This is a genomic window from Ruixingdingia sedimenti, assembly GCF_031432425.1.
Lineage (GTDB): Bacteria > Pseudomonadota > Alphaproteobacteria > Rhodobacterales > Rhodobacteraceae > Ruixingdingia > Ruixingdingia sedimenti.
Window position 1 is genome coordinate 40,231 of sequence record NZ_JAVKPH010000009.1, and the last position, 23,424, is coordinate 63,654.

A 23,424-nucleotide genomic window follows, 5' to 3' on the forward strand; every position below is an offset into this window, starting at 1 on the left:
GGGGAGACCACGCATGATCGTCGTGCAAGACCTGCACCGGCATTTCGGCGGATTCCGCGCTGTCGACGGCGCGTCGCTGGAAATCGCCGCAGGCTCGATCACCGGGCTGATCGGGCCCAACGGTGCGGGCAAGACCACGCTTTTCAACGTCATCGCCGGACGGCTGCCGCCCACCTCGGGCCGGGTGTTCATGGCGGGCGAGGACATCACCGGCCTGCCCCCGCACGAGTTGTTCCACAAGGGATTGCTGCGCACCTTTCAGATCGCGCATGAATTCGGGTCGATGACCGTGCGCGAGAACCTGATGATGGTGCCCGCCCGGCAGTCGGGCGAGGTGCTGTGGAACGCCTGGTTCCACCCCGGCCGCGTGCGCGCCGAGGACCGCGCGATCCGCGACAAGGCCGACGAGGTGCTGGAGTTCCTGACCATCAGCCATCTGGCCGACCAGAAGGCCGCCAATATCTCGGGCGGGCAGAAGAAGCTGCTGGAACTGGGCCGTACGATGATGGTGGACGCGAAGATCGTGTTCCTCGACGAGGTGGGCGCGGGCGTGAACCGGACGCTGCTGAACACCATCGGCGATGCGATCATCCGGCTGAACAGGGAACGCGGCTATACCTTCTGCGTGATCGAGCACGACATGGATTTCATCGCCCGGCTTTGCGATCCGGTGATCGTGATGGCAGAGGGCAAGGTGCTGGCCCAGGGCACGGTGGACGAGGTGCGCAACGACGAGCGCGTGATCGAGGCCTATCTGGGAACCGGGTTGAAGAACAAGGTGGTGGCGAATGGGTGAGCGTGGCTTGGGGCGGCGGACCCCGGGGCGCTGCCCCGGCCCCCGGAGTATTTGGGAAAAGATGAAGCCGGGGGGGCGCCGCTTGGGGGTGAAAAAGGGGACCGCGCATGGCTGAACCCTTCCTCATCGGCGAGAACATGACCGGCGGCTATGGCGCGGCCGACATCCTGCACGGCTGCACCCTCGCCGTCGAACGCGGGCAGATCGCGGTCATCGTCGGCCCGAACGGGGCCGGCAAGTCCACGGCGATGAAGGCGGTGTTCGGCATGCTGCGGCTGCGCGCGGGCCATGTGCGGCTGGCGGGCGAGGACATCACCGCCCTGTCGCCGCAGGCGCGGGTGGCCAAGGGCATGGCCTTCGTGCCCCAGACCCACAACATCTTCACCTCGATGACGGTCGAGGAAAACCTGGAAATGGGCGCCTTCCTGCGCCGCGACGACATCCGCGGCACGATGGAACAGGTCTACGACCTCTTCCCCATCCTGCGCGACAAGCGCCGCCAGCCGGCGGGCGAATTGTCGGGCGGCCAGCGCCAGCAGGTCGCCGTGGGCCGCGCGCTGATGACCCAGCCCTCGGTGCTGATGCTGGACGAACCGACCGCGGGCGTGTCGCCCATCGTCATGGATGAATTGTTCGACCGTATCATCGAGGTCGCGCGCACCGGGATTTCCATCCTGATGGTGGAACAGAACGCCCGCCAGGCGCTGGAGATCGCGGATATGGGCTATGTGCTGGTGCAGGGCGCGAACCGCTTCACCGACACCGGCAAGGCGCTGCTGGCGGACCCCGAGGTCCGGCGCAGCTTTCTGGGGGGCTGAGGCGATGCGGTGCATCCTGATCGCGATCATCAGCCTGATGCCGATGGCCGGGCGGGCGGCGGCGGCCGACCTGTGGTGCATGCCGGACCGGCTGTGCCGGGGCGACCGCTGCGCGCCGACGCGGGACGAGGAAACCTCGCTGCGGCTGCGCGATTTCGAGGGCGCGCGGCCCGTGCTGCGCAGCCATGCCGAGGACGTGCCGATGCGCCCGACGCAGCAGGGCGCGACGGCAAGCTGGCAGGGCACCGATGCGGCGGGGGCGGTTCTGGCGCTGTCATGGCGGCGCAGCGATGGCGGCTTTGCCTTCCTGCGGCGGTTCGAGGGGCGCGACTGGACGGCCTCGGGCCGCTGCGAGGTGCAATGATGCGGGTTCTCGGCGGTCTTGCGCTTGCCGTCCTCTGCGCTCCCGGTTCCGGGCCGGCGCTCGGGGCGGCGGCGGCGCGGAATTTCAACGAATCCCCGGCCTGGCGGTTCGAATGCAGGCTGGATGCCGTGTCGCGGGGCGACAGCTGGTGCATCGCCCCGACCGAAGGGAGTTCATGCAGCACCGCGGTCACGATCACATGGCACCGCGACCGGGGCGTCGCCACGCTGATCTGGGGGAACGGAGACGGAAAGGGGCTTCGCGAAGTGGAAGGCTTTTCCGACGGCAACGGGCAGCATACCGTGCATTTCTGGTATTCTCCGGCAACGGCCAGATATACCGCGCCGGAAACCGCGGCCTCGCGGTATGGCGGGTGGGTGGAGGGTTTCGGCCCCGGCTTCGTGTCGCTGCGGATCACCGGCGAGGCGGCGATGACCACCCATGACATCATTTACGGCGGCATGAAGGCCCTGACGCGGGAGGGCCGCTGCACCGTCGAGGCGATCTGGCCAGAGAGGACGGAATGATGGATTTCCTCAACGGTCTCGTGGCCTTCCTCAACTTCGTCTTCATCCCCGGGATGGCCTATGGCGCGCAGCTGGCGCTCGGCGCGTTGGGCGTCACGCTGATCTACGGCATCCTGCGGTTTTCCAACTTCGCCCATGGCGACACGATGGCCTTCGGCACCATGGCGACGATCCTCGTCACCTGGGCGTTGCAGGGGGCGGGGATCGGGCTCGGCCCGCTGCCCACGGCGCTTCTGGCGCTGCCGGTGGGGATCGCCGTCACCGCGGCGCTGGTTCTGGGCACCGACCGGGCGGTCTATCGCTTCTACCGCCGGGTGCGGGCGGCGCCGGTGATCCTGGTCATCGTCTCGATGGGGGTGATGTTCGTGATGAACGCCCTTGTCCGCTTCATCATCGGGGTGGACGAGATTTCCTTCGCCGACGGCGGCCGCTTCGTCATCGGCGTGCGCGAGTTCCGCGAGGCGACGGGCCTGTCCGAGGGGCTGGCGATCCGCACCACGCAGCTGATCACCATTCTGGTCGCGGCGCTGGCAGTGGCGGCGCTGTTCTGGTTTCTGGGCCGCACCCGCACCGGCAAGTCGATGCGCGCCTATTCCGACAACGAGGATCTGGCGCTTCTGTCCGGCATCAACCCCGAACGGGTGGTGGCGGTGACATGGATCCTCGCCGCCGCGCTGGCGACGACGGCGGGGGTGCTTTACGGGCTGGACAAGAGCTTTCGCGCCTTCACCTATTTTCAGCTTCTGCTGCCGATCTTCGCCTCGGCGGTGGTGGGGGGCCTCGGGAACCCCTTGGGCGCGATCGGGGGCGGGTTCATCATCGCCTTTTCCGAGGTCGCCGTGACCTATGCCTGGAAGAAGGTGCTGACCTACTGGCTGCCCGACAGCATGGCGCCCGACGGGCTCGTGCAGCTGATGTCGACCGATTACAAATACGCGGTCAGCTTTGCGATCCTGGTGGTGGTGCTGCTGTTCCGGCCCACGGGGCTTTTCAAGGGGAAATCGGTATGAGGGCGGACATGCGCACGGTCGGGCTGTTCGCCGCGGTGACGGCCCTTTTCGTCATTACCGGCTTTGCCCAAAGCTGGAACCTGTCGTTGCAGATCCTGAACATGGCGCTGGTGTCGGCGATCATGGCGCTCGGCGTGAACATGCAATGGGGCTATGCGGGGCTGTTCAACATCGGCGTCATGGGGTTCGTCGCGCTCGGCGGGCTGGCGGTGGTGCTGACCTCCATCCCGCCGGTGTCGGCGGCCTGGGCGGCGGGGGGCCTGCGCGTGATGCTGGGGCTGGTGCTGGGGGCGGCGACGGTGGTGGCCGCGGTGCTGGCCTGGCAGCGGCTGCCCAAGGGACGGATGCGCGGCGCGGTGGTGCTGGCGATCCTGCTGGTGGGGTTGATCGTGTTCCGTGTGGTGATGCTGCCCGGACGCGCCGCGATCGAGGCGGTGAACCCCGCCTCCACCGGCTTTCTGGGCGGGCTCGGCCTGCCGGTCATCCTGTCCTGGCCGGTGGGCGGGCTATTGGCGGCCGGGGCGGCCTGGGCCATCGGCAAGACGGCGCTCGGCCTTCGCTCGGATTACCTCGCCATCGCCACGCTCGGCATTTCCGAAATCATCATCGCCTTTCTGAAGCACGAGGACTGGCTGGCCCGCGGCGTCAAGAACGTCGTCGGCCTGCCCCGCCCCGTGCCCTACGAGGTCGACCTGCAACGCGACCCCTGGTTCCTGTCCTGGGCGTCGGACTGGGGGTTCAACCCGGTGTCGGGGTCGGCGGTGGTGGTCAAGCTGTGCTATGCGGGGCTGTTCATCCTTGTCCTGCTGGCGCTGGTCTGGCTGCTGGAAACCGCCTGGCGCAGCCCCTGGGGCCGGATGATGCGCGCCATCCGCGACAACGAGATCGCGGCGGAGGCGATGGGCAAGGATGTCACCCGGCGGCATTTGCAGATCTTCGTGCTGGGATCGGCGGTGATCGGCATCGCCGGGGCGATGATGACCACGCTGGACGGTCAGCTGACCCCCGCCACCTATCAGCCGCTGCGCTTCACTTTCCTGATCTGGGTGATGGTGATCGTCGGCGGGTCGGGCAACAACTGGGGCGCGGTTCTGGGCGGGTTCCTGATCTGGTGGCTCTGGGTGACGGTGGAGCCCATCGGGCTGTGGCTGATGGATCTCATCACCTCGGGCATGGCCGAGGGCGCGCTGAAATCGCGGCTGCTGGAGGCGGCGGCCCATATGCGGCTGCTGGTGATGGGGCTGGTGCTGCTGCTGGTGCTGCGGTTCAGCCCGCGGGGGCTGCTGCCGGAACGGTGAAGGGGCAGGCCGTTACGCGGCGTTCCTCATGCACTGCGTGAAGCCTGTCCAGCTTCGCGCAGCGCATGAGGTTCTTGCCGTAGCCCTTTGATTCCGGCCTGAAACCTACAGCGCCGTCCAGCCGCCATCGACGCTGATCGTGGTGCCCGTCACCTGATCCGCCGCGGCAGAGGCGAGGAACACCGCCGTCCCCCCGATCTGTTCCACCGTCGCGAACTGACCCGAGGGCTGGCGCGCCAGCATCACCTTGGCGATGACGGTTTCGCGATCCATGTTGTGGACCTGCATCTGGTCGGGGATCTGCGCCTCGACGATGGGGGTCAGCACATAGCCCGGGCAGATCGCGTTGCAGGTGATGCCCTGCCCCGCGCATTCCAGCGCCACGGTCTTGGTCAGCCCCACCACCCCGTGTTTGGCCGCGACATAGGCCGCCTTGTAGGGCGAGGCCGTCAGCCCATGGGCCGAGGCGATGTTGATGATCCGCCCCCATCCCTTTTCCCGCATCCCCGGCAGCGCCGCGGCGGTGGTGTGGAAGGCGGAGGACAGGTTGATGGCGATGATCGCATCCCATTTCGCGGCCGGGAACAGTTCGACCGGCGCGACATGCTGGATGCCGGCGTTGTTCACCAGAATGTCGCAGCCCCCGGCCTTTTCCACCAGCGCGCGGCAGTCGTCGGGTTTCGACATGTCGGCGCCGATGTAACGGACGCGGACACCGTGATCACGGGCCAGCCGGTCGGCCAGCGCGTGGTCCTCGGGCCGGTCGGTGAAGGAGTTGACGACCAGATCGGCGCCCGCGCGCGCCAGTTCCTCGGCCACGCCCAATCCGATCCCGGAATTGGACCCGGTGACGATCGCGGTCTTTCCCCTGAGGCTCATGTGTCCCTCGCCTGTTGCGGATCAGGCCGACCATGCCCGCCACCGCGAAGGGGCGCAAGGGGAACACAGCGCCAAAAAAAACGCCGGCACGAGGCCGGCGTTGAGTATTGAGGCAGGTTTCATACAGGCAAGAAACCTATCGAGCAGTAAGATTTATATAGCGCCTATGTGCGCGGCTTCCAAGCTAAAAGTTTGAACCCCCGCGCCGGGGCGGCTAGGGTCGCGGGCAGGCGAACACGGCTTTGCAGGACTGTCCCCGACATGAGAAAGCAGAATTTCGGCGCGCTGCGTCTGGTCCCGGCCCTGCTGGCGGCGGGGGTTCTGGCCTGTGCGGCGGCGGCGGAACCGACGCCCCGGCACGGCATCGCGATGTATGGCGAACCCGCGCTAGCCCCTGATTTCATTGCACTTCCCCAGGTGAACCCGGATGCGCCCAAGGGCGGGCGGATCGTCTTTGGCGAAACAGGGGGCTTCGATTCGCTCAACCCGTTCATCCTCAAGGGCCGCGCGCCCTGGGGGGTGGCGAGCTTCACGGTCGAAACCCTGCTCGGGCGGGCGTGGGACGAGCCCTTCACGCTCTACGGTCTGCTGGCGGAAAGCGTGATCACGGATGAGGCGCGAACTCACGTGGAATTCATCCTGCGTGAGTCGGCGCGATTCGCGGATGGCAGTCCGGTGACGGTCGAGGATGTGATCTGGTCCTTCCACATGCTCGGCGAAAAGGGCGCGCCGCGGTTCCATGCCGCGACGCAGAAGGTGGCGCAGGTGGTACAGACGGGGCCGCGGTCGGTGCGGTTCGATTTCGCCGTGGCGGACCGCGAACTGCCGCTGATCCTCGGCCTGCGGCCGATTCTCAAGAAGGCGCAATGGGATGGGCGCGATTTCGCCGCCTCGGGGCTGGAGCCGCCGATGGGGTCGGGCCCCTATGTCGTGGCCGCGCAGGAACCCGGACGCTTCATCACCTTCCGCCGCAACCCCGACTGGTGGGGCAAGGATCTGCCCTACAACCGGGGCCAGCACAATTTCGACGAGATTCGCTTCGACTACTTTTCCGATGCGAATGCGGTGTTCGAGGCGTTCAAGGCCGGTGTGATCACGAGCTTCCGCGAAACCTCCGCCGCGCGGTGGGCCACGGCCTATGACTTCGACCGTGTGGCCTCGGGCGCGGTGGTGAAGTCGGAGATTCCGCACGGGCGGCCCTCGGGCATGTCGGGGCTGGCGTTCAACACCCGCCGCCCCGTGTTCACCGACTGGCGCGTGCGCGAGGCGCTGATCCAGGCGTTCAATTTCGAGTTCATCAACACCACGCTCAACGGCGCGGTGGAACCCCGCATCGCTTCGGTCTTTTCCAACGCGCCGCTGGCGGGGGGGCCGGGGCCGGCGGCGGGCGCGGTGCGCGACCTGCTGTTGCCCTTTGCCGACAGCCTGCCCCCCGGCGCGCTGGAAGGCTATGCCCTGCCCGCCACCGACGGCACCGCCGCCAACCGCGCCGGCATCCGCCGCGCCATCGCGCTGATGGCAGAGGCGGGCTGGACGGTGCAGGAGGGGCAGATGAAGGATGCGGCGGGCACCCCCTTCACCTTCGAGATCCTGTTGCCGCAGGGCGCGGCGGAAATGCGGGCGGTGGTCAACATCTATGCCGCGGCACTCGACCGGATGGGGATCGCGCCGCGCGTGGCGCTGGTGGACCCGGCACAGTATCAGGCGCGCACCGCCGCCTATGATTTCGACATGACGCCCTGGACGGTGGCGGTGTCGCTGTCGCCGGGCAACGAACAGCGGCTCTACTGGGGCCGGTTCGGGGTGGAGGCGCCCGGCACGCGCAACCTGCCCGGGATCGACAGCCCGGCGGTGGAGGCGATGATCGACCGCATGCTGACCGCCACCGACCCGGCCGATTTCACCGCCGCGGTACAGGCGCTCGACCGTGCGCTGACGGCGGGGCGCTATGCCATCCCGCTGTGGTTCGCCGACCGCGGCCGCATCGCCCATGACAGCCGCCTGCGCTACCCCGACCATCTGCCGGTCTATGGCGACTGGCAGGGCTTCCAGCCCGAGGTCTGGTGGTATGCCGAATGATGCCCTATATTATCCACAGGCGGAGGATACCGCGCACGAGGCATGAGGCAGACATGAAGAAGATCATCGGGACCGCGCTGGTGCTGCTGGCGCTTGGCGCATGCAATACGGTGGACGGCGTGGGCCGTGACATTTCGGGCGCGGCGGTGACGGTGCAGGGCTGGTTCTGACGGCACGCCCGGGCGCATGGGTTCAGCCGGAATTTGCCGTCGCCCGGCCGACAGGCTACAAGCGGCCGGGGCGTTGCGGGGCCCGCAGGTGGGCGTAGGGGCATGGGGGCCGGCATGACGCAGGTGACACTCGACATCTTTTCCGATCCGGTCTGCCCCTGGTGCATGATCGGCAAGGCCAATCTGGACCGCGCGCTGGAACAGCGCCCCGGCCATCCCTTCCGCATCGAATGGCACCCGTTCCAGCTGAACCCCGACCTGCCCCCCGGCGGCGTGGACCGGCGCGACTATCTGGAGGCCAAGTTCGGCGGCCAGGCCCGCGCGGTGGAGATCTACGCCCAGGTGATGCGCGCGGCAGAGGCCGCGGGGGTGGACATCAACCTCGACCGCATGGCGGTGCAGCCGAACACGCTCGACGCCCACCGGCTGATCCACTGGGCGGGGATCGAGGGGCGGCAGAACGCGGTGGTCGCGGCGCTGTTCCGCGCCTATTTCCGCGACGGCCGGGACATCGGCGATGCCGCGGTGCTGGCCGGGATCGCGGCAGAGGCGGGGATGGAGGGCGCGATGGTCGCGCGCCTGCTGGCCACCGATGCCGACCGCGACGCCATCGCCGCACGCGACAGCCACGCCCGCCAGCGCGGGGTGAACGCGGTGCCGACCTTCCTCGTCGCCAACCAGTATGTGGTTTCCGGCGCGCAACCGCCCGCCTTCTGGCTCCAGGTCATCGACGAACTCGCCGCGGTGCGCTAGCCGCCGCCATGGCCCGTCGCGGGCCGCTGTGCGGACCGGCGCCAACCTGCCCCCCGACCTGTGCGGCCCCGCACCCCTGCGCCCCCCCGGGCGGGTGCTGGCGCCCGGGCGTTTTGCGGCGTACTAGGCTGACATGACCCATACGCCGCCCCAGTCCGCCCCGCCCTCCGCGCATCGTCTGTCGCTGCTCGAATTCGTCGTGCTGGTGGCGCTGCTGTTTTCCACCGTCGCCTTTTCCATCGACGCGATGCTGCCGGCGCTGCCGGAAATCGCCGGCGAACTGACACCGGCCAACCCCAACCGGGCACAGCTGATCCTGACGAGCTTCGTCTTCGGCATGGGGCTCGGCACCTTCGTGGCGGGGCCGCTGTCCGACAGGCTGGGACGGCGCGCGGTGATCATCGGCGGCGCGGCGCTTTACTGCGTGGGCGCGCTGGTGGCCTGGCAGGCGGATTCGCTCGAGGCGATCCTGGCCGCGCGGCTGGTGCAGGGCCTGGGGGCGGCGGGGCCGCGGATCGTCACCATCGCCATGCTGCGCGACCTTTACGCCGGCCGGCAGATGGCGCGGATCATGTCGATCGCGATGATCGTCTTCGCGCTGGTGCCCGCAGTGTCGCCCGCGCTCGGCGCGGTGATCATCGGCTTTGCCGGCTGGCGGTCGATCTTCCTCGCCTTCCTGCTGTTCGCGGCGGTCTCGGTCGGCTGGCTCTGGCTGCGCCAGCCCGAAACGCTGCCGCTGTCGGCCCGCCGCCCGCTCGCCCCCCGCGCGCTGCTGGCCTCGGCGCGCGAGGTGGTGGCGCATCCGGTGGTGCGCATCAGCGTGGCGGCGCAGGGGCTGGTGTTCGGGGCGATGTTCGGCACGCTGTCCTCGGTCCAGCAGCTTTTCGACCAGACCTACGGACGGGGCGACAGCTTTCCGCTGTGGTTCGCGCTGATCGCGGGGCTGGCGGGCATGGCGAGCATGATCAACGCCTCGCTGGTGGTGCGGCTCGGCATGCGGCGGATGGCGCGCGGCTCGCTGGCGTTGCAGGTGGCGATGTCGGGCACGATGGCGGTGCTGACGGCGACCGGGGTGGTGCCGGCGGGGCTCGCCTTCCCGGTGTTCATGATCTGGATGGTGGGCGTGTTCTTCATGGTTGGGCTGACGCTCGGCAACATCAACGCGCTGGCGATGGAACCGATGGGCCATATCGCGGGCATGGCGGCCTCTGTCACCTCGTCGCTGGCCACGGTGATGGGGGTGCTGATCGCGGCGCCGGTGGGGCTGGCCTTCGACGGCACCGCGCTGCCGCTGTCGGCCAGCGTGGCGGTGCTGGCGCTGCTGGCCTTCCTGCTGCTTGGCCGCCTGCCGCATTCCGGGCCCCCTGCCCGGCTGTAGTGCAGGCGGCGCGTGCGGGAGCCTCCGGCGGGGATATTTAAGGACAGAAAGTGACAGGGGGCACGCCGCTTCTTTATTTTCTGTCCATAAATATCCCGGGGGGTCCGGGGGGCTGGCCCCCCGGCGCCGTCATGGACGCAACAGCAACATCTGACTTCAGCCGATCACCACCCGCGCATGGCGCTTGCGGCCCGCGGTCAGTTTCAGCGCATCGGCCAGATCGCCCGCGCGCACCAGCTGCCCCGCATCCAGCACGGGTTCGTCGTTCAGCCGCGCGCCGCCCTCGGCGATCAGGCGTTTCGCGTCCTTGCCCGATTTCGCCAGCCCGGTGCGCACGAAAAGCTGCGCCACGCTGATCCCCTCGGCCAGTTCGTCGGGGGCGAGCGTCAGGGTCGGCAGGTCCTCGCCCAGGCCGCCCTTCTCGAACACCTCGCGCGCCGTCGCTTCTGCCGCCGCAGCGGCCTCCGCCCCGTGCAGCAGCGCCGTGACCTCGTTGGCCAGGATCACCTTGGCGGCGTTGATCTCTGCCCCCTGCAACGCGCCGAGGCGGTCGCATTCCTCCACCGGCAGTTCGGTGTAGAGTTTCAGGAACCGGCCCACATCGGCATCGGTGGTGTTGCGCCAGAACTGCCAGAACTCGTAAGGGCTCAGCATCTCGCCGTTCAGCCAGACCGCGCCGGAGGCCGACTTGCCCATCTTGCGCCCGTCGGATGTGGTCAAAAGCGGCGAGGTCAGGCCCCAGATTTCCGCATCCAGCACCCGGCGCGTCAGGTCGATCCCGTTGACGATATTGCCCCACTGGTCCGACCCGCCCATCTGCAACCGGCAGCCGTAGCGGCGATAAAGTTCCAGAAAGTCATAAGCTTGCAGGATCATGTAGTTGAATTCGAGGAACGACAGCGACTGTTCGCGATCCAGCCGCGACTTGACCGATTCGAACGACAGCATCCGGTTGACGCTGAAATGCCGCCCGATGTCGCGCAGAAAGTCGAGGTAGTTCAGGCTGTCGAGCCATTCGGCGTTGTTGAGCATGATCGCATCCGCCGGCCCGTCGCCATAGCTGAGGTAGCGGGCGAACACCTGCTTCATCCCGGCGATGTTGGCGTCGATCCGGTCGGGCGTCAGCAGGGGCCGTTCTTCCGACCGGAACGAGGGATCGCCCACCTTGGTCGTGCCCCCGCCCATCAGCGTGATCGGCCTGTGCCCGGTCTTTTGCAGCCAGCGCAGCATCATGATGTTGAGCAGATGCCCCACATGCAGCGAGGCCGCCGTCGCGTCATAGCCGATATATGCCGGCACCACACCCTGCACGAGCGCTTCGTCCAGCGCCTGGTAATCGGTGCAGTCGGCCAGATAGCCGCGCTCGATCATCACGCGCAGGAAATCGGATTTGGCATGGTAGGTCATGGCGTCATCATCCATATTTCGGCTGCGCGCCGGTATAGCGGCGGCGGGGGGCGAGGGGAAGCGCATGTTGAAGAAAGGGCCGGTCTGGGCGCTTGGCGCGATGTCGGGGACCTCGATGGATGGCGTCGATGCCGCGATGGTGCTGACCGACGGCGAAAACGTGCTGGAATTCGGCCCGACCGCCTACCGGCCCTATGGCGATGCCGAACGCGCCGTGATCCGCGCCGCCCTTGGCCGCTGGCCGGGCGATCCGGGCGTGGCCGCGGCCGCCGAGGTGGTCGAGGCCGCGCATGCCGAACTTCTGGCGCGGTTCACGGGGGCGGAACTGGCGGGGTTCCACGGCCAGACGCTGGCGCATGACCCGGGCGCGGGGCGCACGCATCAGGCCGGGAACGGCGCGATCCTGGCAGAGGTTCTGGGCCTGCCCGTGGTCTGGGATTTCCGCACCGCGGATATGCGGTTCGGCGGTCAGGGCGCGCCGCTGGCGCCGTTCTATCATTTCGCGCTGGCGCGGCGGATGCGGGCCACGGGGCCGGTGGTATTCCTGAACCTCGGCGGTGTGGGCAACCTGACCTGGGCGGACCCGCGCCACGACCGGCCGGAGGCCGAGGGCGCGCTGCTGGCCTTCGACACCGGGCCGGCGAATGCGCCGATCGACGACCTGATGCAGGCGCGCCGGGGCCTGCCGCGCGACGAGGGCGGCGCGCTGGCCGCCACGGGGCGGGTGGATGGGGGCGTGATCGCGGATTTCCTGCGCCATCCGCATTTCGCAGCCTCGCCGCCGAAGTCGCTGGACCGGAACGCATTTCCCGATCTTGCGGCGGCGCTGGCGCGGCTGGACGATGCCGATGCTGTGGCCACGGCGACGGCGGCTGCGGCGGCCGCGGTCGCGGCGGGGTTCGATCACCTGCCGGCACGGCCCGGGGTGATGCTGGTCACGGGGGGCGGGCGGCTCAACCCGGTGCTGATGGCGATGCTGGCCGACAGGCTGCCCGGCGTCGCGGTGCTGGCGGTGGAAGAGGCGGGCTTCGACGGCGACATGCTGGAGGCGCAGGCCTTCGCCCATCTGGCGGTGCGGGTGGCGCGGGGGCTGCCGACATCCGGGCCCGGCACCACCGGGGTGGCGGCGGCGGTGGGCGGCGGGCAGATCAGCCGGCCCGGGGCGCTGGCCGTGCGGGCCTGAAAAGGCCCGGCGGGCGACCGCCGGGCCGGGACGATCTGCCGCACCCCGCCGGGCCCGAAAACGGCCCCGAACGGGGTGCAGCGCGGGCTCAGGCCGCCGCCGACAGCGCCCGGGCGATCTGGTCCTTGATCGACAGACGGCGCTTGCGCAGCTCGTTTTCCACCAGCTGGTCCACCGGGTCGATCTTGGTTTCGGCGCGGTGAACCTGATCGTTCACCGTGTCATATTCATCAAGCAGGCGGGCGAAATGCGCGTCGGAAACCTTGAGCGCATGGATGGCATCGGCCTTGCCCGGGAATTCCTCGGCCAGCGTATGGGGGGTGTTCGACATGATGTCCTCCGGTTTGATCCCGAGTCATCTAGCCCTTCCGATGGCGCCCCGCCAGTGCCCGGCTCGCATATCCGTGAACGCCCCGTTACCGCGCTTGTGCCAGGGCGGGCGATCTGCCAGCTATGGCCCCGCCCGGCGTGGCGGACTGGGGCCGCGAAAAAGCCGCGACGGAAACGGCCCGCCCGCGCGTAGAAGGACGAGTGCCACCCAGGGAAGGGACCCACATGCCCCGCGAGACGACCGAGGACATCGCCCGCACGCTGAGCCGCGCGGGGCGCAAACGGCGCTGGCCGGTCTGGCTGGTGCTGGTCGCGGTGCTGGCGGCGGCGGGCGCGGGGGGCTGGTACTGGATGGCCGGGCGGCAGGCGGGAACCGCGGTGCGCTATGTCACGGAACCCGTGGCGCGCGGCACGCTGACGGTGACGGTGACGGCCACCGGCACGGTCGAGCCGACGACCACCGTCGAGGTGTCGTCGGAAATCTCCGGCCGGCTGGATACGGTCGAGGTCGACTACAACGACCAGGTGACGGTCGGGCAGGTTCTGGCGCGGCTCGACGACACGCGGCTGAAGGCGCAGCTGATCAATGCGCAGGCCTCCGTCGATGCCGCCCGCGCGCAACTGGCCAATGCCGAGGCGACGCTGGCCGAGGCGAAGTTCACCTTCGACGCGCAATCGCAACTGGACCAGCGCGGGGTGGGCACGCATCGCGATCTGGTGATGGCGCGCGCCGCGCACGAACGCGCGCAGGCCTCGGTCGAACTGGGCCGGGCGAACCTGACGCAGGCGGAGGCGAGCCTCGCCATGCTGCGGACCGATCTGGACAAGGCGGTGATCCGTTCGCCCATCGAGGGGGTGGTGCTGAACCGGCAGGCAGAGGTGGGGCAGATCGTGGCCGCCACGTTGCAGGCGCCGACGCTGTTCACGCTGGCGGGCGATCTGACGCGGATGCAGGTGCAGGTGAACATCGACGAGGCCGACATCGGCCGGGTCCGCGTCGGCAATGCCGGGCGCTTCACCGTCGATGCCTATTCGGGCCGCGCCTTCGACGCCGAACTGGTGCAGTTGCGCTTTGCCCCCGAAACCACCGATGGCGTCGTGACCTACAAGGGCGTGCTGGCCGTCGGCAACGCCGACCTGCTGTTGCGCCCCGGCATGACCGCCACCGCCACGATCACCGTGGCCGAAGAGACCGAGGCGCTGCTGGTGCCCAATGCCGCCCTGCGCTATGCGCCGCCCGCGCAAACCGCGGCCGGCCCGGCGGGCGGCGGGCGGGGGCTGGTGGGGATGATCATGCCGCGCATGCCGCGCGCACAGCGCAACGCGGTCGCGGGCCGCGGCGCCGCGCGGTCGGTCTGGGTGCTGCGCGCGGGCGCGCCGGTCGAGGTGACGGTGCGCACCGGCGACAGCGACGGGCGGCGCACGGTGATCCTCGAAGGCGATCTGGCCGAGGGCGATCAGGTCATCACCGAACAGACCGGCGGGGCCTGACCCATGACCGCCGCCGCCCCCCCGCCGCTGATCGACCTGCGCGGCATCACCCGCACCTACGGCACCGGCGAGGCAGAGGTGCGCGCGCTCGACGGGGTGGACCTGACGATCCGGCAGGGTGAATTCGTCGCGATCATGGGCCCGTCCGGGTCGGGCAAGTCGACGGCGATGAACATCATCGGCTGCCTCGACCGGCCCACATCGGGCCGGTACCTCTTCAACGGGGTCGAGGTCGCGGGGCTCGACCGCGACCAGCGCGCAATCCTGCGGCGCGAATATCTGGGCTTCGTCTTTCAGGGCTACAACCTGCTGCCGCGCACCTCGGCGCTGGAAAACGTGGAACTGCCGCTGATCTACAAGGGCATTCCGCGGCCCGAACGCGCGGCGCGGGCGCGCGCGGCGCTGGCCCGCGTGGGGCTGGAGGGGCGCGAGGGCCACCATCCCTCGCAGCTGTCGGGCGGCCAGCAGCAGCGCGTGGCGATCGCCCGGGCACTGGCGGGCGATCCGATGATGATCCTCGCCGACGAGCCGACCGGCAACCTCGACACCCACCGCTCGCATGAGATCATGCAGCTGGTGGTGGAACTCAACCGCACCGAGGGCATGACCATCGTCATGGTCACGCATGAGGACGACATGGCCGCCTATGCCAGCCGGCTGGTGGTGTTCACCGACGGCCGCGTGGTCAGCGACCGGACGACGGGGGCCTGAGATGCTGCGCGAAACCATCCGCCTTGCCGCCCAGACCATCGCGCGCAACGCGCTGCGGTCGTTCCTGACCGTTCTCGGCGTGGTGATCGGCGTCGCCGCGGTGATCGCGATGGTGACGATCGGCGAGGGATCCTCGCGTCAGGTCACGGCCAGCGTGGCGAGCCTCGGCACCAATGTGCTGATGGTGCGCAGCGGCGGGCGCTTCATGGGCCCCGGGGGCGAACGGATGCGCGCGCCCGCCTTCACCCTGCGCGACGTGGCCGCGGTCGCGGAACTGTCGAGCGTGGGCGCGGTCGCCCCGATCCGCACCAGCCCGCAGGTCGCCGTCTACGGCAATGCCAATGCCGCGACCTCTGTCACCGGCAGCACCAACGCCTTCCTGACCGTCGGCAACTGGACCATCGCCAGCGGCCGCGCCTTCACCGAGGCCGAGGAAGACAGCGGCGCCGCCGTCTGCATCATCGGCCAGACGGTGCGCAGCAAGCTGTTCGGCCGCAGCAACCCGGTGGATACGGTGATCCGCATCGGCAAGGTGTCCTGCACGGTGGCCGGGCTGCTGGAGGCCAGGGGCGCAGGCGCGATGGGGCAGGATCAGGACGATCTGGTGGTGATGCCGATCCGCGCGGTGCAGCGGCGGCTGGCCGGTTCGCCCGATGTATCCAGCATGCAGGTGGCGCTGGCGCAGGGCGTCGGCACCGAACGCGGCCAGCGCGACATCGAGACGCTGATGCGCGAACGCCGCCGCGTCGCACCCGGATCCGAGGACAATTTCACCGTGATGGACATGGCGCAGATCGCCAGCATGCTGAGTTCGGTGAACAATGTCCTCACCGGGCTTCTGTCCTCGGTCGCCGCGGTCAGCCTGCTGGTGGGCGGGATCGGGATCATGAACATCATGCTGGTCTCCGTCACCGAACGCACGCGCGAGATCGGCATCCGGCTGGCGGTGGGGGCGACGGCGCGGCAGGTGCTGACCCAGTTTCTGGTGGAGGCGGTGGTGCTGTCGGTGATCGGCGGCGTGATCGGCGTGGCCACCGGCCTCGGCATCGCCGCCATCGCCTCCGGCATCATGGCGATCCCCTTCGCGCCGAGCGCGGGGATCGTGGCGCTGGCCTTCGTGTTCTCGGGGCTGGTGGGGGTGCTGTTCGGCTACATGCCCGCCCGCCGCGCCGCCCGGCTGGACCCGATCGACGCGCTGCGCCACCAGTGATCGCGGCGCCCTGCCCTGCGTCCCATCGCACGGCAGGGATCGCACACGCAGCGCCGGGGGCCAGCCCCCGGACCCCCGGGATATTTAAGGACAGAAAATGAAGAAGGGCCGCGGCCCTGTCACTTTCTGTCCTTCAAATATCCCCGCCGGAGGCCGCCGCCCCCTCCACCGGCACCGCCGTCAGAGTGGCAGCGACAACAGCGCCATCAGCGCCCCGAACAGCACCGCCACGCCGACCGCATCCTCGATCAGCGTCGCACGGGATTGGGTCAGCACGTCCTTGATGTCGGCCAGCATGGCAACCTCCTGTGTTGTTGCCAATTTGTTCTCATGACGTTGGATGCAAGTAAAGAACTTTTTAAGAACTTAAGCGAACATTGCGCTAACCGACCCCGATCAGCCGGATCGCCCGGTCCTGATCCAGCAGCCACAGCAGCACCCGCGCCGCCTGCCCGCGCGGGCCGGTCAGGTCGGGGTCGGCGGCCAGCAGCGCGCGCGCGTCGTCCTGCGCCATCGCCATCAGCCCGGCCTGGCGTTCCAGATCGGCGATGCGGAACCGCGGCAGGCCCGATTGCGCGGTGCCGATCAGGTCGCCCGCCCCGCGCATCGCCAGATCCTCCTCGGCGATGCGGAACCCGTCCTCGGTATCGCGCAGCACCTGCAACCGCCGTCGCCCGCCCTCGTTCAGGGGCGGCTGGTAGAGCATCAGGCAGGTCGATTCCGCCGCCCCCCGCCCCACGCGGCCGCGCAGCTGGTGCAGCTGCGCGAGCCCGAAGATCTCTGCCCGTTCGATCACCATGATCGAGGCATTGGGCACGTTCACCCCCACCTCGATCACCGTGGTCGCGACCAGAACCCGCGTGTCGCCGGCCACGAAGGCCGCCATCGCCGCGTCCTTTTCCGCAGGCGGCATCTGGCCGTGGACCAGCCCCACCACGCCCTCGCCAAGCGCCGCGCGCAGGGCGCGGAAACGGTCCTCGGCCGCGGTCAGGTCCAGCACCTCGCTTTCCTCGACCAGCGGGCAGACCCAATAGGCCTGCCGCCCCTCCGCCACCGCGCGGGCCAGATGCGCCACCACCTCGTCCAGCCGGGTGGTGGAAATCAGCGCCGTCGTCACCGGCTTGCGCCCCGGGGGCTTTTCGTCCAGCACCGAGACATCCATGTCGCCGTATTGCGCCAGCGACAGGCTGCGTGGGATCGGCGTCGCGGTCATCACCAGAACGTCCGTGCCATGGCCCTTGGCGGCCAGTTCCATCCGCTGCGCGACGCCGAAACGGTGCTGTTCGTCGACCACCGCCAGCCGCAGGTCGCGGAATTCCACATCCTTCTGGAACACCGCATGGGTGCCGACCAGCACCGCGATCTCGCCGCCCGCCAGCGCCGCGAGCTTCGCCGCCCGTTCCGCCCCCTTGTCGCGCCCCGTCAGCAGGTCGAGCCGCACCCCGGCGGCGGCGGCCAGCGGCCGCAGCCCCTCCAGATGTTGCCGCGCGAGGATCTCTGTCGGCGCCATCATCACGCCCTGCCCCCCGGCCTCGACCGCGATCAGCAGCGCGAGGAAGGCGACCAGCGTCTTGCCCGCGCCCACATCGCCCTGCAGCAGGCGGTTCATCCGGTAGGGCGCGGCCAGATCGGCCTCGATTTCGCCCACCGCACGGGTCTGCGCGCCGGTGGGCGCATAGGGCAAACCGGCCAGCACGCGGGCGCGCAGGTGGCCGTCGCCCGCCGTCACCCGGCCCTTCGCCCGTTTCAGCCGCGCGCGGGCCAGCGCCAGCGTCAGCTGATGCGCGAACATCTCGTCATAGGCCAGCCGCGCGCGCGCGGGTGCGGTGGGCGCCAGATCCGCCGCGCCCTGCGGGGCATGCACCGCCGCCAGCGCCGCGCGCCAGCCGGGCCAGCCCTCGCGCGCCTTCAGATGCGGGTCGATCCATTCCGCCAGATCCGGCGCACGTTCCAGCGCCCCCGCCACCGCCTTGGCCACCACCCGCTGCGTGATCCCGGCGGTGAGGGGATAGACGGGTTCGTAAACCGGCAGGTCGCCGGCCTCCTCGGGGCGCAGAACGTGGTCGGGGTGGACCATCTGGGCGATGCCGTCGAAGAATTCGAGCTTGCCCGACACCACCCGCCGTTCCCCCGGCGGCAACAGCCGCTGCAAGGCATCGCCCCTTGCGTGGAAGAATACGAGCGGGAATTCGGTTTCCGCATCCCGCACCATCACCCGCGTGGGCCCGCCCTTGCGGCGCGGGGGGAAATGACCGTCGATTTCAACCTCGACCGTTACCGTGGCGGGCGGGGTGACGGCGCGGATGCTGTCCTGCCGCCGCCGGTCCACCCCCGAATGCGGCAGCAGGAACAGCAAATCGCGCGGGCGTTCGATATTGAGGCCATCGAACGCCTGCGCCAGCCGCGGGCCGATACCCGGCAGCGTCTCCAGCCCCGCGAAGAGGGGGTATAGCGGCTCCGGCCGGCTGCTCATGCCGCGCCGATCAGGGTCATCCAGGCGTCCTCGTCCAGCACGATGATGCCGAGTTCGGCGGCCTTGGCGGCCTTCGACCCCGCGCCGGGGCCGGCCACCAGATAATCGGTCTTGGCGGATACCGACCCCGCCACCTTGGCGCCAAGCGCCTCCGCCCGGGCCTTCGCCTCTGCCCGCGTCATCCGTTCCAGCGTGCCGGTAAAGACCACCGTCTTGCCCGCCACGGGGCTTTCGCTGGCGGCGCGTTCGGCCGGGATCACGTCGAGATGCGCGACCAGCGCGTCGATGGCGGCGCGTTCGGCCGGCTGGTGAAACGCGGTGACGAGCGACGCGGCCAGCACCTTGCCCACGCCGTCGATGGTCATCAGGTCGGTCCATTCCGGCCCCTCGCCCACCTGCGCGCCGGTCATCGCAGCCTCGAACGCTTCCCATGTGCCGTAGTGGCGCGCCAGGATCCCGGCGGTGGTTTCGCCCACATGCCGGATGCCAAGCGCGAAGATCAGCCGGTGCAGTTCGATCCGGCGCCGCGTGCGGATCGCAGCAAACAGGTTGGCCGCGGATTTATCGCCATATCCCAAGCGGTTGCGAAGCTTCGTGAAATTGGCCGCATCGCGCGATTCGAGGGTGAAGATGTCGGCGGGGGTACGGATCGGCAGCTGGTCGTCGGCCCAGAACATCTCCACCTGTTTCGCGCCGAGCCCCTCGATGTCGAAGGCGCCGCGGCTGACGAAATGCTTCAGCCGTTCCATGCCCTGCGCGGCACAGATGAGCCCGCCGGTGCAGCGGCGCACGGAGTCGCCTTCCTCGCGGATGGCGTCGGACCCGCAGACGGGGCATTTTTCCGGGAATACATAGGGTTGCGCGTCGATATTGCGGCGCGACAGGTCCACGTCGGCAACCTTGGGGATGACGTCGCCCGCGCGGTAGACCTGCACCCAGTCGCCCTCGCGGATGTCCTTGCCGCCGCGGATTTCCTGCCCCCGGCTGTCGCGGCCGGCGATGTAATCCTCGTTGTGCAGGGTGGCGTTCGACACCACCACGCCCCCCACCGTCACCGGCGTCAGGCGGGCGACGGGCGACAGCGCGCCGGTGCGGCCGACCTGGATCTCGATCCGTTCCAGCCGTGTCCAGGCGAGTTCGGCGGGAAACTTGTGCGCGATCGCCCATCGCGGCGTGGTGGAACGGAAACCGAGCCGCGCCTGAAACCCGAGGTCGTTCACCTTGTAGACCACGCCGTCGATGTCATAGCCGAGCGTGGCGCGCTGCGCCTCGATCAGCCGGTATTGGTCCAGCAGTTCCGCCGGGCCGTGGCAGAGGCGCATCAATGGGTTGGTGGCGAAGCCGAAACCCGCCAGCCGCGCGATGGCGCCCTGCTGCGTGTCGGCCAGCGGGGCCGACAGCGCGCCCCAGCCATAGGCGAAGAACCGCAGCGGCCGCCCGGCGGTGATCGTCGGGTCCAACTGGCGCAGGCTGCCGGCGGCGGCGTTGCGGGGGTTGGCGAAGATCTTGTCGCCGCGTTCGGCCTGCGCCGCGTTCAGCGCGGCGAAATCGGCGTGGCGCATGTAGACCTCGCCCCGCACCTCCAGCACATCGGGCGCGCCGGGGATATGGGCGGGGATGTCGGCGATGGTGCGGGCATTGGCGGTCACGTTCTCGCCCGTCTCGCCATCGCCCCGCGTCGCCGCCTGCACCAGCCGCCCGCCCTCATAGCGCAGCGACAGCGACAGCCCGTCGATCTTGGGTTCGGCCGTATAGGCGATGTCCTGCGCGCTAAGGTTCAGGAACTTGCGGATCTGGTCGTCGAACTCCGCCACATCCTCGTCGGCGAAGGCGTTGGAAAGGCTGAGCATCCGCACCGAATGGCGCAGGGTCGAAAACCCCTCTGCCGGCGCCGCGCCGACGCGGGCCGAGGGGCTGTCGGGCCGGATCAGCGCGGGGAACCGCGCCTCGATCCCGGCGTTGCGGCGTTTCAGCGCGTCATAGTCGGCATCCGAAATCTCGGGCGCGTCCTCGGCGTGATAGGCCCGGTCGGCGCGTGCGATCGCCGCCGCCAGCCGCGCGAGTTCCGCGCGCGCCTGATCCTCGGTCAGCATGTCCACTGCGACCTGTTCCGCCATGCCCGCCTCCGCCATTGCCGGTTTCGGTTTAGGCAAGCGTCGCGGTTCCGTCCAGCCTCGTCAGGCACCCACGGCCATGCGGCCCGCAACCGGCATCGGATCGCGCAGCACATAGCCGCGGCCCCAGACGGTCTCGATATAGCTTTCGCCGCCCGTCGCCTCTGCCAGTTTCTTGCGCAGCTTGCAGATGAACACGTCGATGATCTTGAGTTCGGGTTCGTCCATGCCGCCGTAGAGATGGTTGAGGAACATCTCTTTCGTCAGCGTGGTGCCCTTGCGCAGGGACAGCAGTTCCAGCATCTGGTATTCCTTGCCCGTCAGATGCACGGTCTTGCCCGCGACCTCCACCGTCTTGGCGTCGAGGTTCACGCAGATGCGCCCGGTGCGGATCATCGATTGCGCATGGCCCTTGGACCGGCGGATGATCGCATGGATGCGCGCCACCAGTTCCTCGCGGTGGAAGGGTTTCGTCAGGTAGTCGTCGGCGCCGAAGCCGAATCCCTTGATCTTGCTTTCGGTATCGTCGGATCCCGACAGAATCAGGATCGGCGTGTCCACCCGCGCAAGGCGCAACTGCCGCAGCACCTCGTGCCCGTTCATGTCGGGCAGGTTCAGATCCAGCAGGATCAGGTCGTAGTCGTAAAGCTTTGCAAGGTCGATCCCCTCTTCCCCGAGGTCGGTGCAATAGACGTTCAGGTTCGCATGCGTCAGCATCAGTTCGATGCTGCGCGAGGTCGCCGGGTCGTCCTCGACAAGAAGTATCCGCATTCCGAAATCTCCGCGCTGGCACTCTGTAACACCACACTGTGGGTCAACTGGTTAACCCATGGTTACTCTGGCAGAACATTCACGGAATACAACTTAAAGTTGTCGGTATTTCTGGATCGCCGTGACTTTCAGCGCCGCTTCGCCATGCGATTCCACGGCGCGCAGCCACAGGTCGAACTCTTCCTCGGACAGGCCATAGCGGTCCAGCGCCTCTGCCCGCGGCAAAAGGCCGTGAATCACCGCCTTGACCACCACCGCCTTGCGGCTGGCCACCCACCGGCGGGTATCGGGGGGCGGCAGATCGGCGCGGGTCAGGATGCTGCCATCCGGCAATGTCACCTGACGCGGCCCGTCGACACGTTTGAGATACATGGGTTTCCCTCATCCTTCGCGCCGATCCTGCTGCGGCAGCCTTAACGGGCGGTGAAGCCGGGGGTTGAGAGTATCTTGCATTTTCCTATATTCCGCTGGTTCCCCCGGAGGCACCGATGTCACTCGATCACCCGCTCAACTCGCTTGGCCTGCCCAAGCCCCCCTCGGCCACGCGCGTCGTGGTCGCCATGTCGGGAGGCGTGGACAGTTCGGTCGTGGCCGCGATGCTGGCCGAGGAAGGCTATGACGTGGTGGGCGTCACCTTGCAGCTTTACGATCACGGCGCCGCGCTGGCGAAAAAGGGCGCCTGCTGTGCGGGGCGCGACATCCATGATGCGCGGCGGGTGGCGGAAACGATGGGTTTTCCGCATTACGTGCTGGATTATGAGAACACCTTCCGCGAGGCGGTGATCGACGAATTCGCCGATGCCTATCTGGCGGGCGCGACGCCGGTGCCCTGCATCCGCTGCAACGAACGGGTGAAGTTCAAGGACCTCTTGAACACGGCGAAGGATCTGGATGCCGACTGCATGGCGACCGGCCATTACATCCAGCGCAGGATGGGGTTGGCGGGGCCGGAGCTGCATTGCGCCGCCGATCCGGCACGGGACCAGAGCTATTTCCTGTTCTCGACCACCGCCGAACAGCTGGCCTATCTGCGCTTTCCGCTCGGCCATCTGAAATCCAAGGCGGAAACGCGGGCGCTGGCCCTGCGGTACGGGTTGCCGGTGGCCGACAAGCCCGACAGCCAGGACATCTGCTTCGTGCCCAACGGCGATTATGCCGCGGTGATCGAAAAGCTGCGCCCCGGCGCGGCGGACCCGGGGCAGATCGTGGACATGGAGGGCCGGGTTCTGGGCGACCACCGCGGGGTGATCCATTACACCGTGGGCCAGCGCAAGGGCCTCGGCATCGGCGGGCTGGCGGAACCGCTCTATGTCGTGCGGCTCGACCCGGAAACCCGCCGCGTGGTGGTGGGGCCGAAAGAGGCGCTGTCGACCCGGATCGTGCCGGTGCGCGAGGTGAACTGGCTGGGCGACGAACCCCTGACCGCGCGGGCGGAATGGGAGGTGATGGTCAAGGTCCGCTCCACCCGCCCCCCGCGCGCGGCGATCCTGCGCCCCGTATCGGACACCGAGGCGGCGGTGGAACTGATCGCGCCCGAGGATGGGGTCAGCGCGGGTCAGGCCTGCGTGTTCTATGCGCCCGAGGGCACCCGGGTTCTGGGCGGCGGCTGGATCTGGCGCGGCCGCTGACGCGGCCCGGGCGCGCCAGAATTTTTCGTCCGAA

General features: G+C 68.8%; 23 protein-coding genes. 15 read left to right on the forward strand and 8 right to left on the reverse strand.

Annotated features, from left to right (window positions below):
• Positions 1-13: 13 nt before the first annotated feature.
• The 6 genes from RGD00_RS09925 (at position 14) to RGD00_RS09950 (ending at position 4,813) form a co-directional block, all read left to right on the forward strand.
• Positions 14-796 carry an ABC transporter ATP-binding protein gene (locus RGD00_RS09925; RefSeq protein ID WP_310457169.1) on the forward strand — a complete coding sequence of 261 codons (783 nt, stop codon included), beginning with the start codon at positions 14-16 and terminating at the stop codon, positions 794-796.
• Positions 797-903: 107 nt separating this feature from the next.
• Entirely contained in the window at positions 904-1,614 is a 711-nt protein-coding gene (locus RGD00_RS09930; RefSeq protein ID WP_310457170.1) for an ABC transporter ATP-binding protein, read from the forward strand.
• A gap of 4 nt (positions 1,615-1,618) precedes the next feature.
• On the forward strand, positions 1,619-1,978 hold the full coding sequence (locus RGD00_RS09935) for a hypothetical protein (RefSeq protein ID WP_310457171.1): 360 nt from the start codon (positions 1,619-1,621) through the stop codon (positions 1,976-1,978).
• A complete protein-coding gene (locus RGD00_RS09940; protein WP_310457172.1) occupies positions 1,978-2,505 on the forward strand; it encodes a hypothetical protein in 528 nt (175 codons plus the stop codon). The genes RGD00_RS09935 and RGD00_RS09940 overlap by 1 nt, the downstream gene beginning before the upstream one ends.
• Positions 2,505-3,515 carry a branched-chain amino acid ABC transporter permease gene (locus RGD00_RS09945; protein WP_310457173.1) on the forward strand — a complete coding sequence of 337 codons (1,011 nt, stop codon included), beginning with the start codon at positions 2,505-2,507 and terminating at the stop codon, positions 3,513-3,515. The genes RGD00_RS09940 and RGD00_RS09945 overlap by 1 nt, the downstream gene beginning before the upstream one ends.
• Positions 3,512-4,813, forward strand: a complete 1,302-nt coding sequence (locus RGD00_RS09950) for a branched-chain amino acid ABC transporter permease (RefSeq protein WP_310457174.1) — start codon at positions 3,512-3,514, stop codon at positions 4,811-4,813. The genes RGD00_RS09945 and RGD00_RS09950 overlap by 4 nt, the downstream gene beginning before the upstream one ends.
• Before the next feature lie 105 nt (positions 4,814-4,918).
• Here RGD00_RS09950 and RGD00_RS09955 read toward each other — a convergent pair whose 3' ends face one another.
• Complete coding sequence (locus RGD00_RS09955; protein ID WP_310457176.1) at positions 4,919-5,692, reverse strand: 3-hydroxybutyrate dehydrogenase; 774 nt, start codon at positions 5,690-5,692, stop codon at positions 4,919-4,921.
• Between the two features lie 261 nt (positions 5,693-5,953).
• Here RGD00_RS09955 and RGD00_RS09960 point away from each other — a divergent pair, with 261 nt between their 5' ends.
• The 4 genes from RGD00_RS09960 to RGD00_RS09975 all read left to right on the forward strand — a co-directional run bounded on the left by RGD00_RS09960 (position 5,954) and on the right by RGD00_RS09975 (position 10,072).
• Entirely contained in the window at positions 5,954-7,771 is a 1,818-nt protein-coding gene (locus RGD00_RS09960; protein WP_425603401.1) for an extracellular solute-binding protein, read from the forward strand.
• Positions 7,772-7,824: 53 nt separating this feature from the next.
• Complete coding sequence (locus RGD00_RS09965) at positions 7,825-7,941, forward strand: entericidin EcnA/B family protein (protein ID WP_310457177.1); 117 nt, start codon at positions 7,825-7,827, stop codon at positions 7,939-7,941.
• A 114-nt stretch (positions 7,942-8,055) separates the two neighbouring features.
• Positions 8,056-8,694 carry a DsbA family oxidoreductase gene (locus RGD00_RS09970; protein ID WP_310457178.1) on the forward strand — a complete coding sequence of 213 codons (639 nt, stop codon included), beginning with the start codon at positions 8,056-8,058 and terminating at the stop codon, positions 8,692-8,694.
• Positions 8,695-8,827: 133 nt separating this feature from the next.
• Entirely contained in the window at positions 8,828-10,072 is a 1,245-nt protein-coding gene (locus RGD00_RS09975) for a multidrug effflux MFS transporter (protein ID WP_310457179.1), read from the forward strand.
• Between the two features lie 156 nt (positions 10,073-10,228).
• Here the strand turns inward: RGD00_RS09975 and tyrS are convergent, their stop codons facing one another.
• A complete protein-coding gene (gene tyrS, locus RGD00_RS09980; protein WP_310457180.1) occupies positions 10,229-11,479 on the reverse strand; it encodes a tyrosine--tRNA ligase in 1,251 nt (416 codons plus the stop codon).
• A gap of 64 nt (positions 11,480-11,543) precedes the next feature.
• Between tyrS and RGD00_RS09985 the strand changes: the two genes are divergently transcribed.
• On the forward strand, positions 11,544-12,662 hold the full coding sequence (locus RGD00_RS09985; RefSeq protein ID WP_310457181.1) for an anhydro-N-acetylmuramic acid kinase: 1,119 nt from the start codon (positions 11,544-11,546) through the stop codon (positions 12,660-12,662).
• An 88-nt stretch (positions 12,663-12,750) separates the two neighbouring features.
• Here the strand turns inward: RGD00_RS09985 and RGD00_RS09990 are convergent, their stop codons facing one another.
• Positions 12,751-12,993, reverse strand: coding sequence for an HP1242/YdcH family protein (locus RGD00_RS09990; protein ID WP_310457182.1), 243 nt, complete (start codon positions 12,991-12,993; stop codon positions 12,751-12,753).
• A gap of 224 nt (positions 12,994-13,217) precedes the next feature.
• Here RGD00_RS09990 and RGD00_RS09995 point away from each other — a divergent pair, with 224 nt between their 5' ends.
• Genes RGD00_RS09995 through RGD00_RS10005 form a run of 3 tightly spaced genes read left to right on the forward strand, consistent with a single transcriptional unit; the run spans position 13,218 to position 16,404 of the window.
• Entirely contained in the window at positions 13,218-14,483 is a 1,266-nt protein-coding gene (locus tag RGD00_RS09995) for an efflux RND transporter periplasmic adaptor subunit (RefSeq protein ID WP_310457183.1), read from the forward strand.
• A 3-nt stretch (positions 14,484-14,486) separates the two neighbouring features.
• On the forward strand, positions 14,487-15,194 hold the full coding sequence (locus tag RGD00_RS10000; RefSeq protein ID WP_310457184.1) for an ABC transporter ATP-binding protein: 708 nt from the start codon (positions 14,487-14,489) through the stop codon (positions 15,192-15,194).
• Position 15,195: 1 nt separating this feature from the next.
• Positions 15,196-16,404: an ABC transporter permease gene (locus tag RGD00_RS10005; protein WP_310457185.1), complete on the forward strand. Its 1,209-nt coding sequence runs from the start codon at positions 15,196-15,198 to the stop codon at positions 16,402-16,404.
• 180 nt (positions 16,405-16,584) lie between these two features.
• Here the strand turns inward: RGD00_RS10005 and RGD00_RS10010 are convergent, their stop codons facing one another.
• The 5 genes from RGD00_RS10010 to sciP all read right to left on the reverse strand — a co-directional run bounded on the left by RGD00_RS10010 (position 16,585) and on the right by sciP (position 22,134).
• Positions 16,585-16,725, reverse strand: a complete 141-nt coding sequence (locus RGD00_RS10010) for a hypothetical protein (RefSeq protein ID WP_310457186.1) — start codon at positions 16,723-16,725, stop codon at positions 16,585-16,587.
• Between the two features lie 61 nt (positions 16,726-16,786).
• Positions 16,787-18,877: an ATP-dependent DNA helicase RecG gene (gene recG / locus RGD00_RS10015; RefSeq protein WP_310457187.1), complete on the reverse strand. Its 2,091-nt coding sequence runs from the start codon at positions 18,875-18,877 to the stop codon at positions 16,787-16,789.
• Entirely contained in the window at positions 18,874-20,994 is a 2,121-nt protein-coding gene (ligA, locus tag RGD00_RS10020; protein WP_310457260.1) for an NAD-dependent DNA ligase LigA, read from the reverse strand. Before ligA ends, recG begins: the two co-directional genes overlap by 4 nt.
• 60 nt (positions 20,995-21,054) lie before the next feature.
• Complete coding sequence (ctrA, locus tag RGD00_RS10025) at positions 21,055-21,762, reverse strand: response regulator transcription factor CtrA (protein ID WP_310457188.1); 708 nt, start codon at positions 21,760-21,762, stop codon at positions 21,055-21,057.
• A gap of 93 nt (positions 21,763-21,855) precedes the next feature.
• On the reverse strand, positions 21,856-22,134 hold the full coding sequence (gene sciP / locus RGD00_RS10030) for a CtrA inhibitor SciP (RefSeq protein ID WP_310457189.1): 279 nt from the start codon (positions 22,132-22,134) through the stop codon (positions 21,856-21,858).
• Between the two features lie 116 nt (positions 22,135-22,250).
• Here sciP and mnmA point away from each other — a divergent pair, with 116 nt between their 5' ends.
• A complete protein-coding gene (gene mnmA, locus RGD00_RS10035) occupies positions 22,251-23,390 on the forward strand; it encodes a tRNA 2-thiouridine(34) synthase MnmA (RefSeq protein WP_310457190.1) in 1,140 nt (379 codons plus the stop codon).
• The last annotated feature ends 34 nt before the right edge of the window (positions 23,391-23,424 follow it).